This window comes from Streptomyces chilikensis (assembly GCF_001642695.1).
GTDB lineage: Bacteria > Actinomycetota > Actinomycetes > Streptomycetales > Streptomycetaceae > Streptomyces > Streptomyces chilikensis.
In genome coordinates this window covers 2320837-2332799 of the sequence record NZ_LWCC02000005.1, presented here as the reverse complement: position 1 = coordinate 2332799, position 11963 = coordinate 2320837, and the positions used below count along the sequence as shown (strand labels likewise).

11 protein-coding genes are annotated in these 11963 nt (G+C 72.2%); 5 read left to right on the top strand and 6 right to left on the bottom strand.

What is annotated here, in order from left to right; translation table 11 throughout:
• Positions 1-128: 128 nt before the first annotated feature.
• Together A2U95_RS10525 and A2U95_RS10520 are read right to left on the bottom strand one after the other, a co-directional pair.
• Positions 129-1349 carry a cystathionine gamma-lyase gene (locus A2U95_RS10525; RefSeq protein ID WP_166021880.1) on the bottom strand — a complete coding sequence of 407 codons (1221 nt, stop codon included), beginning with the start codon at positions 1347-1349 and terminating at the stop codon, positions 129-131.
• Between the two features lie 155 nt (positions 1350-1504).
• Positions 1505-1882, bottom strand: a complete 378-nt coding sequence (locus A2U95_RS10520; RefSeq protein WP_166021879.1) for a phage holin family protein — start codon at positions 1880-1882, stop codon at positions 1505-1507.
• Between the two features lie 60 nt (positions 1883-1942).
• Between A2U95_RS10520 and A2U95_RS10515 the strand changes: the two genes are divergently transcribed.
• The 4 genes from A2U95_RS10515 to A2U95_RS10500 all read left to right on the top strand — a co-directional run bounded on the left by A2U95_RS10515 (position 1943) and on the right by A2U95_RS10500 (position 4212).
• Positions 1943-2260 carry a cupin domain-containing protein gene (locus A2U95_RS10515; RefSeq protein ID WP_166021878.1) on the top strand — a complete coding sequence of 106 codons (318 nt, stop codon included), beginning with the start codon at positions 1943-1945 and terminating at the stop codon, positions 2258-2260.
• Between the two features lie 116 nt (positions 2261-2376).
• A complete protein-coding gene (locus A2U95_RS10510) occupies positions 2377-2595 on the top strand; it encodes a DUF5326 family protein (protein ID WP_166021877.1) in 219 nt (72 codons plus the stop codon).
• Positions 2596-2780: 185 nt separating this feature from the next.
• On the top strand, positions 2781-3674 hold the full coding sequence (locus tag A2U95_RS10505; protein ID WP_420856984.1) for an IclR family transcriptional regulator: 894 nt from the start codon (positions 2781-2783) through the stop codon (positions 3672-3674).
• Between the two features lie 100 nt (positions 3675-3774).
• Entirely contained in the window at positions 3775-4212 is a 438-nt protein-coding gene (locus A2U95_RS10500) for an SsgA family sporulation/cell division regulator (protein WP_166021875.1), read from the top strand.
• A gap of 140 nt (positions 4213-4352) precedes the next feature.
• On the opposite strand, the gene A2U95_RS10495 is transcribed toward A2U95_RS10500, so the two are convergent.
• Positions 4353-5780 (bottom strand): YibE/F family protein, encoded by a 1428-nt coding sequence (locus A2U95_RS10495; RefSeq protein ID WP_166025043.1) that lies wholly within the window; start codon positions 5778-5780, stop codon positions 4353-4355.
• Between the two features lie 246 nt (positions 5781-6026).
• Here A2U95_RS10495 and thiC point away from each other — a divergent pair, with 246 nt between their 5' ends.
• Complete coding sequence (gene thiC / locus A2U95_RS10490) at positions 6027-7838, top strand: phosphomethylpyrimidine synthase ThiC (RefSeq protein ID WP_166021874.1); 1812 nt, start codon at positions 6027-6029, stop codon at positions 7836-7838.
• Between the two features lie 46 nt (positions 7839-7884).
• Here the strand turns inward: thiC and A2U95_RS10485 are convergent, their stop codons facing one another.
• The 3 genes from A2U95_RS10485 to A2U95_RS10475 all read right to left on the bottom strand — a co-directional run bounded on the left by A2U95_RS10485 (position 7885) and on the right by A2U95_RS10475 (position 11699).
• The gene (locus tag A2U95_RS10485) at positions 7885-8706 is read right to left on the bottom strand and encodes a hypothetical protein (RefSeq protein WP_166021873.1); all 822 of its coding nucleotides are present in this window, start codon (positions 8704-8706) and stop codon (positions 7885-7887) included.
• Between the two features lie 285 nt (positions 8707-8991).
• Positions 8992-10164, bottom strand: coding sequence for a metallophosphoesterase (locus A2U95_RS10480; protein ID WP_420857023.1), 1173 nt, complete (start codon positions 10162-10164; stop codon positions 8992-8994).
• Between the two features lie 422 nt (positions 10165-10586).
• Positions 10587-11699: a LacI family DNA-binding transcriptional regulator gene (locus tag A2U95_RS10475; protein ID WP_166021871.1), complete on the bottom strand. Its 1113-nt coding sequence runs from the start codon at positions 11697-11699 to the stop codon at positions 10587-10589.
• Between the last annotated feature and the right edge of the window lie 264 nt (positions 11700-11963).

Genomic DNA, 11963 nt, shown 5'->3' with positions numbered 1-11963 from the left:
AGCCTGGGTCGCGCGGCGCGACCGGGTGGTCGTGCGGCGGGCCGGCGGACCGGTCCGAGCCACGAGGGGGGAGGCTCGGACCGGTCCGTCCGCGCACCTGTCGCGCGGGCCGGAGCGGCGCGGGAGGGTCAGCTCCCGGAGACCGGCCGGCCGGCCTCGTCGAGGGCGCGCAGTACGTCCGCCACCAGGTCCTCCGGGTCCTCGGCGCCCACCGAGAGCCTGATGAAGCCGGCGGGCACCGCGTCGCCGCCCCAGCGTCCGCGCCGCTCGGCGCTGGACCGCACGCCGCCGAAGCTGGTCGCCTCGTCCACCAGCCGGAGCGACTCCAGGAAGCGTTCCGCGTGCTCGCGCCCGGGGAGGGTGAAGGAGACGACGCAGCCGAAGCGGCGCATCTGGCGGGAGGCGACGGCGTGCGAGGGATCGTCGGGGAGCCCCGGATAGCGCAGGCCGCTCACCTCGGGGCGCTCCTTCAGCGCGCGGGCCAGGGTGAGGGCGGTGGCCGCCTGCCGGTCCACCCGCATCTGGAGGGTGGAGAGCGAGCGGTGGGCCAGCCATGCCTCCATGGGACCGGGGATGACGCCGACGATCTTCCTCCAGCGGCGGACCGCGTCCATCGCCTCGCCGCGGGCACCGGTCACGTAGCCGAGGAGCACGTCGCCGTGCCCGGTGAGCTGCTTGGTGCCGCTGGCCACCGCGAAGTCCGCGCCCAGCTCCAGCGGTCGCTGGCCGAGCGGGGTGGCCAGGGTGTTGTCGACGGCCACCAGGATGCCCCGGGCGTGCGCCTCCTCGGCGAGCCGGCGGATGTCGCAGACGTCCAGGCCGGGGTTGGAGGGCGTCTCGATCCACAGCAGCCTGGCCCCGTCGAGGACCTCGAGCTGCGCGTCGCCGCCGGTGGGAGCGGTGCGCACCTCGACGCCGAACGCCTCGAGCTGGGCCCGGACCAGGGGGAACACCTGGTAGCCGTCGCTGGGCAGGACCACCGTGTCGCCGGCACCGAGCTGGGAGAAGAGCACCGCGGAGATCGCGCCCATGCCGGAGGGGAAGACCAGCGTCTCCACGTCGTCCCTCCCGGGGGCCTCGAGCTCGCCGATGGCGTTCTCCAGGAGCGTCCAGGTGGGGTTCTCGTCGCGGCCGTAGGTGTAGGGGCCGGTGGGCTCACCCGGGAGGTGGAAGTGGGCGGCGAAGACGGGACCGGGGAGGGTCGGCTCGTACTTCACGGGGTCCGGCAGTCCGGCACGCACCGCACGGGTGCCGTCACCGGTCCCCGGGCGCGTGGGGTCCGCGCCGTTCGCGTCGTCGTTCCGTGCGCCGGCGTCCTGCGCCCGGGCATCCGCGGCGGAGTCGTTCATGCGGCCGTCCTTCCTGGTGCTCACGTACGGTGGCGGCCTGTCGGGATCCGCCGCCCCCACTGTCTCAGGGCGGCCGGACTCGCGGGCGCACGGGTGGGCGGAACCGGGCAGGTCAGGAACGCGGCGCCGGGTGCGGCGGCGGGCGCCGCACGAGGTCAGTCCCCGTCGGGCAGGACCAGGTTCAGGGCCCAGGAGACCACGGAGATCACGAGGCCGCCCAGGACCGCGGTCCAGAAGCCGTCGACGTGGAAGCTCAGGTCGAGCTCTCCGGCGATCCAGGAGGTGAGCAGCAGCATGAGGGCGTTGACCACCAGGGTGATCAGGCCGAGGGTGAGGAGGAACAGCGGCAGCGTCAGGAGCTGGACGAGCGGCTTCACCAGCAGGTTCACCAGGCCGAAGATCAGCGCCACCACGACCAGGGTCCAGGCCTTCTCGCCGGTGCTGCCGCCCTCCAGGCTGATCCTGCCGACCAGCCACACGGCGACCGCCAGGGCGCCGGCGTTGGCGAGCGTCTTGACTAGGAAATTCATCATGTATCTGATCGTGGCAGAAGAGATCGATTCTGGTCCTGACCCGAAGGGGCGAGCGGGGCGATGAAAGCATTCCGGCTGGATGAACTGGAAGCGGAGCGGGCCGCCAACGACGGTGCCTACCTGCAGTTCCTGCGGGAGCGGAACATGTCGGTGGGGCTCTACGCGCTGGACGCCGGCGCACAGGACCCGCAGCAGCCGCACCACCAGGACGAGGTGTACTTCGTGGTGAGCGGGCGCGGCTGGATCACGGTGGGGACCGAGACGACCGAGGTGGCGCGGGGCAGCGTCGTCTACGTGCCCGCCAACGTCCCCCACAAGTTCCACCACATCAGCGAGGACCTGCGGGTGATGGTGGTCTTCTCGCCGCCCGAGGGCTGACCGACCCCTAGGGGAGCGGTCAGGGACCGACGAGGGTGCCGGGAGCCCCTTCGGGGCCCCTTCCCCGCCTAGCATCGAAAACGTAACCGACGACTCACAGGGAAGAGGGCTGGGCGATGCGTGAGATTCTCGCGGACGTGCCGTGGTGGGTGAAGTGGATCGCGATCCCGGTGATCGCTCTGGTCGTCTTCGGGGGCCTGATAGCGAACGTGCTCGGCTTCCTGGTGGGACTGCTCTTCAAGGTGCTGGTCTTCGTGGCGCTGGTGGGCGGTCTGATCTTCCTGGTGCGGAAGGTCAGGGGATCGTCCTCCTCGTCGTCCGACCGGCAGTGGTAGAGGCACCGGGAGCGCGGGAGCGGGATCCCTCGTGAGAGGGAAGCTCGGCCCGCGGGGTGTGTCCGGAAGGTGACGGGCCGTTAGAGTCCGGAACTCGACGCGGGGAACCAGAGCCCCCGCGGGCGGCCCGCAATCGCCCGTGTTGCCCCGGCACGGGCGGCCTCCTCGCGCTCCGGGAGTCACCCTTGGCCACGGCCGACACCGCGTCCGCCTCACGACGCGCCCCTTCCGTGCCCGTCCAGCCGACCCAGGCAGGCCCTGCCCCGGCCGCTTCCGGAAAGGAACGCGGGGACGGAGGAAGAGGTGACGGGGGCGGGCCGGGCCAGGGCCGGCCGGCGACGCTCATCGGATCGGTCCAGCGGGCCATGCGGCTGCTGGAGACCGTCGCCGCGCACGAGCGGGGCGCACCGGCCAAACAACTGGCCCGGCAGGCGGGGCTGGCCCTGCCGACCACCTACCACCTCCTGCGGACGCTGGTCCACGAGGGCTACCTACGGCGCGACAGCGGACTCTTCCACCTGGGGGACGCCGCCGAGAGGCTGAGCCGCAGGGTGGCCCGGCAGAGACGCCGCAGCGCCGTCACGGAGACGCTGGCCCACTGGCACGACGTCATCGGGGCACCGCTCTACTGCGCCCGGTACCGCGACGGAGAGATCGAGGTCGTCGGCGTCGCGGACTCCCAGGAGAACCCCGCGGTCGGCGAGTGGGCCGACTTCCGGGCGACCGGGCACGCGCACGCCATCGGGCAGTGCCTGCTCTCCCAGCTCGACGAGGAGGCCCGGCGGGACCACCTGGCCCGCCACCCGGTGCAGTCGCTGACCCCGTACACGGTCGAGGACGAAGGAGCGTTCCTGCGGCGTTTGGCGGCGGCCCGTCATGGGGAGCCAGTGCTGGAGCGCCAGGAGTACGCGCTGGGCACGGTCTGCGCCGCGATCCCCATCAGGATCGGCACCATCGTCGCCACGGTGGCCGTCTCCCTGCCCGTTCACCAGGCCGACCAGCTGCTTCCCACGGCCCACCGGCTCCAGGCCGAGATCGGGCGCGCGCCCGGGGTCCTGGCCCTGTCTTTCAGTATCTGAAAAATCACTCCTTGTGATTCGCCGTGTACGTTCAGCAAGATGGCGCGCAGGGTCAGCAGGATGAGTCCCGGAAACCCGAGGACAAAAGACGGGGTAGGCGATGCGCGAGTCGGTGCAGGCAGAGGTCATGATGAACTTTCTCGTCTCGGACGAGCTCTCGTTCCGCATTCCGGTCGAGCTGCGCTACGAAACCTCTGATCCGTTCGCCGTGCGACTGACCTTTCACCTTCCTGGTGACGCGCCGGTGACCTGGGCCTTTGGCCGGGAGCTGCTGATCGACGGGGTGGGACGGCCCTGCGGGGACGGGGACGTCCGGGTGTCGCCCGCCGACCCCGACATGCTGGGTGAGGTGCTGATCCGGCTCCAGGTCGGACACGACCAGGCGCTGTTCCGGTCGGGCGCCGCTCCGCTGGTGGCGTTCCTGGACCGGACGGACAAGCTCGTGCCGCTCGGCCAGGAGGGGGCGCTGGCGGACTTCGACGCCCACCTCGAGGAGGCGCTGGACCGCATTCTCGCCGAGGAGCAGAGCGCCGGCTGACCTTCCCGCCGTGGCTCGTCCCGCTCCGGTGAAGGAACGCTTCGGCCCGGTGTCCCGAGGGCGTGCGGTCCTTCCCCGCGGCGCTCCGGACACCGGGCCTCCGTACCGCTCCCCGGACGGGGTGCGGCGCCCCGGGGGTCTCAGCGGCGGCGGCGACGCCCCCGCGTCCCGCGGCCTCCCGAGGCCCGCCCGGCCGCCCGCCCACCGCTGCGCCCGGCCGCCGGGCCGGCGCCGGAGCCGTCCGGTCCGGGGCGGTCGGCGGAGACCACCAGGGCGGCCAGCGCGGTGGTCACCGGCACCGAGGCCACCAGGCCGATGGAACCGATCAGGGTGCGCACGATCTCCTGGGCGACCAGTTCGCTGTTGGCGACCGAACCCACACTGCTCTGGGCGATCGAGAAGAGCAGCAGCAACGGCAGCGCCGCACCCGCGTAGGCCAGGACCAGGGTGTTGACCACCGAGGCGATGTGGTCCCGGCCGATCCGCAGACCGGCCCGGTAGAGCCCGCGCGGACCGAGCGAGGGGTTGGCCTCGTGGAGCTCCCACACCGCCGAGGTCTGGGTGACCGTCACGTCGTCCAGGACGCCCAGTGAACCGATGATGACGCCGGCCAGCAGCAGGCCGCTCATGTCGAGCTGCGGGTAGAGGCCGTGGATCAGGCCGGTGTTGTCGTCGGTGTTGCCGGTCAGGTCGCCCCACCCGATGAAGACCGAGCCCAGGACGCCGATCAGCAGCAGCGAGACCAGGGTGCCCAGGACCGCCACCGAGGTCCTGGCCGACAGCCCGTGGCACAGGTAGAGCGCGATCAGCATGATTGCGCTGGAGCCGACCACCGCCACCAGCAGCGGATTCGACCCCTGCAGAATGGCCGGCAGGATGAACAGGGTGAGCACCATGAAGCTCACCGCCAGCGCGATCAGCGCCATCAGGCCGCGCAGCCGGCCCACGACCACGACCGCCACCGCGAAGATGCCGGCCAGCAGCGTCAGCGGGAACTTCCGGTTCATGTCCATGACCGAGTACTGGAGTTCCTTGGGAGCGGTCGGCTCGTAGGCGACGATCACCGAGTCGCCCTCCGCCAACTGCCGCGACTGGTCACGCTGGACCGTCTCGACGAACGTCTTCCCCTGGTCCTTGCCGGTGTCGATGCGAACCGTCGCCAGCGTGCACTGCTGGTCCTTCTGGTTCCCCTGGCCGCAGGACGCCTTCTCCACCCGGGTGACGGTGGCCTGTTCGGTGTGCCGGTCGAAGCCCACGCCGGAGCGCTCGTGCCCCGGTGCTCCGCCGGGCCACAGCACGAGCAGGCCGACGGCCACCGCGGCGGCGAACGGAACCAGGACGGCGGTGATGATCCTGCGCAGTCGGCGGGAGGCCGGTGCGGCGGGCCCGTGCGCGTGGCTGTGCCCGTGCGCGTGACTGTGCCCGCCGCCGGGACCGGGCCCTTGGTCCGGTGGAGCTCCTTGGCGGTGCCCGGCGCCACGGGAGGGACCGTGGCCGGGGCCCTGCGGGTGGCCGTGAGGCACGTGTGCGCCGGTGGGGGGACGCGGTGGTTCGGGATGCGGTTGCATGGTGCTCACGGACAGATCATCCCAAGAGTGGCAGGGGCCTACTGTTCACCGCGCCCGGTGGGACGCTAGCGTGGGGTCACCTTTGCACACGCGGGAGCTCGGAGCACCGGGCTGAGAGGACGCTGACTTCCGGTCCGCCCTGTCCAGGGCGGGCGGTCGATGTTTCACGGGAAACATCGCGTCGGAGACCGCTGCGTCGACCGCCGAACCTGTTACCGGGTAATGCCGGCGTAGGGAGTAGGTCTCATGACCGACAAGGACGCACGCACGCCTGCTCGTTGGCACAAGAGCTACGTGGAGGGCTCGCGCCCCGACATCCGCGTGCCAGTACGTCAGGTCCATCTCACCAACGGCCGTTCGGTGTCGCTGTACGACACGTCCGGCCCGTACACCGATCCGGCGGCCGTCACGGACGTGCGCCGGGGCCTGCCGCCCCTGCGGCAGAACTGGATCATCGCCCGCGGTGACACCGAGGAGTACCCGGGCCGGCCGGTCCGGCCCGAGGACGACGGCATCCGCCACACCTCGCCGCGCGGCGGACTGCGCAACCTGGACGCGGTCTTCCCGGGCGAACCGCGGCGCCCGCGCCGCAGCCGGGAGGGGCGCCCGGCCACCCAGCTCGTCTATGCGCGGCGGGGTGAGATCACGCCCGAGATGGAGTTCGTCGCCCTCCGGGAGAACGTCTCGCCCGAGGTCGTGCGCGAGGAGATCGCGGCGGGACGGGCGGTGCTGCCCGCCAACGTGAACCACCCGGAGATCGAGCCGATGATCATCGGCAAGCGTTTCCTGGTGAAGGTCAACGCCAACATCGGCAACTCGGCGGTGACCTCCTCCATCGAGGAAGAGGTGGAGAAGATGACCTGGGCGACCCGCTGGGGCGCCGACACGGTCATGGACCTCTCCACCGGCCGCAACATCCACACCACCCGGGAGTGGGTGCTGCGCAACTCCCCCGTCCCGATCGGGACGGTGCCGCTCTACCAGGCGCTGGAGAAGGTGGACGGCAAGGCCGAGGAACTGACCTGGGAGATCTACCGGGACACGGTGATCGAGCAGGCCGAGCAGGGCGTGGACTACATGACCGTGCACGCCGGTGTGCGGCTGGCGTTCGTGCCGCTGACGGCCGGGCGGAAGACCGGGATCGTCTCCAGGGGCGGGTCCATCATGGCCGCCTGGTGCCTGGCGCACCACAAGGAGAGCTTCCTCTACGAGAACTTCGAGGAACTGAGCGAAATCCTGGCCTCGTACGACGTCACCTACTCGCTGGGCGACGGCCTGCGTCCGGGGTCGATCGCCGATGCCAACGACGAGGCCCAGTTCGCCGAGTTGCGCACGCTCGGGGAACTGAACCGCATCGCCAGGCGTTGTGGTGTGCAGACGATGATCGAGGGCCCGGGACACGTCCCGATGCACAAGATCAAGGAGAACATCGACCTTCAGCAGGAGATCTGCGATGAAGCTCCGTTCTATACGCTCGGCCCGCTGACCACCGACATCGCTCCGGGCTACGACCACATCACCTCCGGCATCGGCGCCGCGATGATCGCCTGGTGGGGCACGGCGATGCTCTGCTACGTCACCCCCAAGGAGCACCTGGGGCTGCCCGACCGGAACGACGTCAAGACCGGCGTGATCACCTACCGGATCGCCGCCCACGCCGCCGACCTGGCCAAGGGGCACCCGGGCGCCCAGGAGTGGGACGACGCGCTCTCCGACGCACGGTTCGAGTTCCGGTGGGAGGACCAGTTCGACCTCTCCCTCGACCCGGTCACGGCGCGGGAGTTCCACGACGAGACGCTGCCCGCGGAACCGGCGAAGACGGCGCACTTCTGCTCGATGTGCGGGCCGAAGTTCTGCTCGATGCGGATCAGCCGGGACATCAACGAGCGGTTCGGCGGCGACGCTGGGGCAGCGGGTTCACCGGAGGAGATCGCCGAGGGCATGCTCCAGAAGTCCAAGGAGTTCGCGGCGGGCGGCAACCGGGTCTACGTGCCGCTGACGGAGCGTCCGGAGCCGGCGGGGCGCACCGGGCAGCCCGTCGACGCCGTGACGGACTGACGCGGCTCGCGCGGACGGACGGGTGCGGCCGGTGCCGGCCGGGCGGTCAGTCCGCGCGGTGGTTCCGGCTGGAGAAGTCCGGGCTGCTGTACCCCGGGCTGCTGAAGCGGGGGCTGGTGAGCCGGCCGGGCTCCCGGTGCGGCCCGGCACCGGGGTGGCCGTCCTGGTTCCCCAGCTCCGCCGGCCGGCCGCCGGCCGCCGGGGAGACCTGCGGGGGCCGGGTCGCCGCCTCCGCCAGGAAGGGCCGGATGCCACGCTCCCGCAGCGCGTCCAGCCACTCCTGGCGGGCGCGCTCCAGGTCCGCGTCCGGGCGGGTCCGCGTCTCCACGTGGTACGCGCGGGCGCCGTTGCGCACGGCGGTGATCAGCAGGCCGGTCGCGGCGGCCAGCAGCGCGGCCGCCGCGAGGGCGCCGAACGTCCAGCCCGCGGTCAGCATGGTCGCGGCCATGGCCGGCTCCGGCGTGAGCATCTTCAGGACGGAGCCGATCAGCAGCAGGACCGCCGCGGAGGCCCCCGCCAGCAGCGGGGCCAGGACGACCGCGACGGCGACGGCCCCGGGACCGGTCGCGTCGGCGTCCGCGGGGACGGTGCCCCCTTCCGTCCCGGGGGAGGGCTCCCGCCCCGCGTCGGCCAGGCGCCGCAGACCCTCGCGGAGATCGAGGTAGTGGTCGTACTCGGCGGCCGCCGCTTCCAGGATCTCGTCGGCGTGCTCCAGGGCGAGCGTGCGTAGCTGCTCACCGTTCGGGCGGCCGGAGGGACCCGCGTGGCCGTCGTTCCGCGGGGCCGAGCGCAGGGCCTCGTCCAGGGCTCGCGCGAAATCGGGGCGGTCCTCGTTCCGCAGCTGCTGCGGGTGGCTGGTCATGTGCATCCCCCGATGCTCCGTAGGGCTGTGGCTCGGCATGCCGACGAGCCGTCTGGCTGGGACGGAGGGGAGCCTGCTACGGATAGTCCGATGGTAGTGCCGTGGCGGCGGGGGATGACAAGGGGAATACGGGGAGTTTCACGTTTTCGCCGCCGGACACGAGCCGGATCCGGCGGCCGGCGGGATGCGTGAACACGCCTGTGACGCGAGGGACTTGGCAGTCCGGGAAGCGGCGCGGGCGCGGGGATCGGCCGACCGGGGCCCTCCCCCCCCCGGCGGACCGGACCGGTGTCAGGAAAGCGGCAGGCGGCGGACCAGGAGGGTGCCGGCCATGGTGACTCCGCCGTCCATGGCGACGGCGAGGCCGTCGGCGTAGATGTGCGGGCCTTCGATCAGCGGGCGGCCGTGGCCGGACTCGCCGTCCTCCGCGCCGGCCTCCCCGGTGAGGTAGGGGATCGGGCTGTGGCCGTGGACGACCCGGGTGCCGCCGTAGGCGTCGAGGAGTTCGCGGGCCGCCTGCACCCCGCCGGAATCGCGGAAGGCGAACCGCTTGGTGAACTTGCGGAACAGGTCCCAGACCTCGTCCGGGTCGTTGCGCGTCAGCGTCTCCCGCACGGTGTCGTTGACCTCCTGGATGGAGTCGCCGAACTCCAGGTACGCGGTGGTGTCGGAGTGCAGCAGCAGGTGGCCGTCGACCTCCTCCATCGCGGCGAGCCGGGCCATCCACTGCAGGTGGTGGTCCTGGAGGCGTTCCATGTCCGCCTTCTGGCCGCCGTTGAGGAGCCAGGCCGCCTGGAAGGTGGCGGTGCCGGCGCCGGAGTTGACCGGCGTGTCGCCGTACCGCTTGGCGCCGAGCAGGAGGAGCTCGTGGTTGCCCAGCAGCGCCTTGCAGTAGCCGCCGGCGGCCGCGGCCTCGGCCGACAGCCGCATCACCAGCTCGATCACGCCGATGCCGTCCGGGCCGCGGTCGGTGAAGTCGCCCAGGAACCACAGCCGGGTGTTGCCCGCCGACCAGTTGCCGTTCCCGTCGACGATGCCCTGGTCCCGCAGCGCGTCGAGGAGTTCGTCGAGGTAGCCGTGGACGTCGCCCACCACGTAGAGCGGGCCGGGGGCGGGCTGCCCGGCGGCCTGCGCCTCCGCGGCGGCCGGAGCGGCGGTCGCGGACGGGGTGAGCTGCAGCGTGTCCCCGCGGCGGATCACCGGAAGGTCCCGCTCGGTCGGGGTGTAGCCGTCGGGCGGTCCGTCCGGGAACGCCTCCGGCGGCACCGACCCGGGGTGGGGTTCGGCGGGCGGCTCGGTGTGCGCGACCGGGGAGGGCGGCGCCACGGCCGCCGGAGGGGGTCCTGCCGCGGCGTGCGGCGCGGGTTCATGGACGTATGCCGGCACCCGGAAGTCGCGCAGTGTCGCCGTACGCTCCACCTCGGGTCCCCGACCGGCCCCCTGAGTCATCGACCCCTCCACCATCGTGCCGCGTCTGCACCGCATCGGACTGCCTGGTGGCAGCGGCCCGCGGTGTCGTGCGCCCATCATAGGAACGCGGATCGTGCCGTGTGACGACCCAGGGGTGGTGAATCCGGCGGGGACGGCCGATGGCGTGCTGGATTTCATCCGAATCGTACGGTGTGCGGGGGTTGACGACCCGTCCGGGCGCCCCACCCGCACCGCCGGACCGTGCCGGTCCCGCGCACACCCCGACGTCCCCGGGCCGTCGCCGCGTGGCCGCGGCCACCCGCCCGCACCGCCGCGCGGCGTCCGCCCGCACCGCCGGTCCCGCACCGCCGGTCTTGCCCCGCCGCCCGCCGGGTCCGCCCCCGCGCTGCCGGGCACCCTTCGCCCGGCCCGCGTTCCGCCCCCCTCCGCCGGAACGCGGGCCGGGACGCGGAGGGTCAGCCGGTGCCCGGGGCGCGTGGCGGGCTCACGGTGGTGCGGACCGGACGCCGCTGGGAGGAGGCGCGGACGATCAGCTCGGTCGGTATCACCTGCTCGACCGGCCGGTCCGAGGAGATGCCCTCGATGGCGTCGATCAGGAGCTGCACCACGGCCGTGCCGATGCGGCGCGGCTTGAGGGAGAGCGTGGTGATCGGAGGTTCCGTGGTGGCGTAGACCGAGGACTCGCTGCAGCACACCAGCAGCAGGTCCTCCGGAACGCGCAGTCCGTACCGCCGGGCGGCGGCGAGCAGATCGGTGCCGTTGGGGTCGAAGAGGCCGTACACCGCGTCCGGCCGGTCCGGCCGGGCCAGCAGCCGGTCGGCGGCCACCGCTCCGGCGCACGGGTCGTGGGCCGGGTAGGACTCGTGGACCGGGTCCTGGCCGACGTTCTCGCACCAGCGCAGGTAGGCGGTGGTCGACAGCCGGGTGTACGTGTCGGTGCTGGTTCCGGTGAGGAGCCCGATGCGCCGGGCGCCGGCCGCGGCGAGGTGGTCCAGAATGCCGAGCACGGCGGCCTCGTGGTCGTTGTCCACCCAGGCCGTCACCGGAAGGGTGCCGTTGGGGCGGCCGTCGGAGACCACCGGTAAACCCTGGCGGGCCAGTTCGGCGACGACCGGGTCGTGGTCCGACGGGTCGATGACCACCGTGCCGTCCAGCGCCACGTTGGACCACACGTCGTGCCGTGAGGTCGCGGGCAGGATCACCAGGGCGTAACCGCGGTCCAGCGCCGCCGAGGAGGCCGCCCGGGCCATCTCGGCGAAATAGGCGAACTCGGTGAAGGTGAAAGGTTCATCCCCGTACGTGGTCACGGTCAGGCCGATGAGGCCCGACTTGCCCGTGCGGAGGGTTCGGGCCGCGGCCGAGGGGCGGTAACCGAGACGGTCGGCCACCTCGCGGACGTGGCGTCGGGTGGCGTCGGGCAGTCGGCCCTTGCCGTTGAGGGCGTCGGAGACGGTCGTGATGGAGACCCCGGCCGCGGCGGCCACGTCCCGGATCCCCGCCCGGCCCGGCCGGCCGCCCCGGCGGGTGATCTCCGCCCGGTTCACCTGGTGCTTCCCTGCTGCTGTCATGGCGAGCCGATAGTAGGGCTCGGGAGGCGGGCCGGAACGGATGCATATGCGACCGTTGACAGGGACGATTCTCCATGGTCATCTGACGGAAAAAGCCTTGAAAACAAAGGCCATGGGAGCTGTCGGTCGAAGGACCGGGCGTTCCGGCGGGTGAATGCCGCGTGCAAGGACAAGGTTCCGGATGGGGTGCAACTCACCTGCACGGGTGATGCGCGCCACGGCGCGAGCCACCGGCGCGCGTGATTTCGGCGGTTGCGCCCCCGG

Coding starts and splice junctions, on each gene's coding strand:
- A2U95_RS10525 (WP_166021880.1), bottom strand. CDS start 1,349: ATGAACGACTCCGCCGCGGATGCCCGGGCGCAGGACGCCGGCGCACGG.
- A2U95_RS10520 (WP_166021879.1), bottom strand. CDS start 1,882: ATGATGAATTTCCTAGTCAAGACGCTCGCCAACGCCGGCGCCCTGGCG.
- A2U95_RS10515 (WP_166021878.1), top strand. CDS start 1,943: ATGAAAGCATTCCGGCTGGATGAACTGGAAGCGGAGCGGGCCGCCAAC.
- A2U95_RS10510 (WP_166021877.1), top strand. CDS start 2,377: ATGCGTGAGATTCTCGCGGACGTGCCGTGGTGGGTGAAGTGGATCGCG.
- A2U95_RS10500 (WP_166021875.1), top strand. CDS start 3,775: ATGCGCGAGTCGGTGCAGGCAGAGGTCATGATGAACTTTCTCGTCTCG.
- A2U95_RS10495 (WP_166025043.1), bottom strand. CDS start 5,780: ATGCAACCGCATCCCGAACCACCGCGTCCCCCCACCGGCGCACACGTG.
- thiC (WP_166021874.1), top strand. CDS start 6,027: ATGACCGACAAGGACGCACGCACGCCTGCTCGTTGGCACAAGAGCTAC.
- A2U95_RS10485 (WP_166021873.1), bottom strand. CDS start 8,706: ATGCACATGACCAGCCACCCGCAGCAGCTGCGGAACGAGGACCGCCCC.
- A2U95_RS10480 (WP_420857023.1), bottom strand. CDS start 10,164: ATGGTGGAGGGGTCGATGACTCAGGGGGCCGGTCGGGGACCCGAGGTG.
- A2U95_RS10475 (WP_166021871.1), bottom strand. CDS start 11,699: ATGACAGCAGCAGGGAAGCACCAGGTGAACCGGGCGGAGATCACCCGC.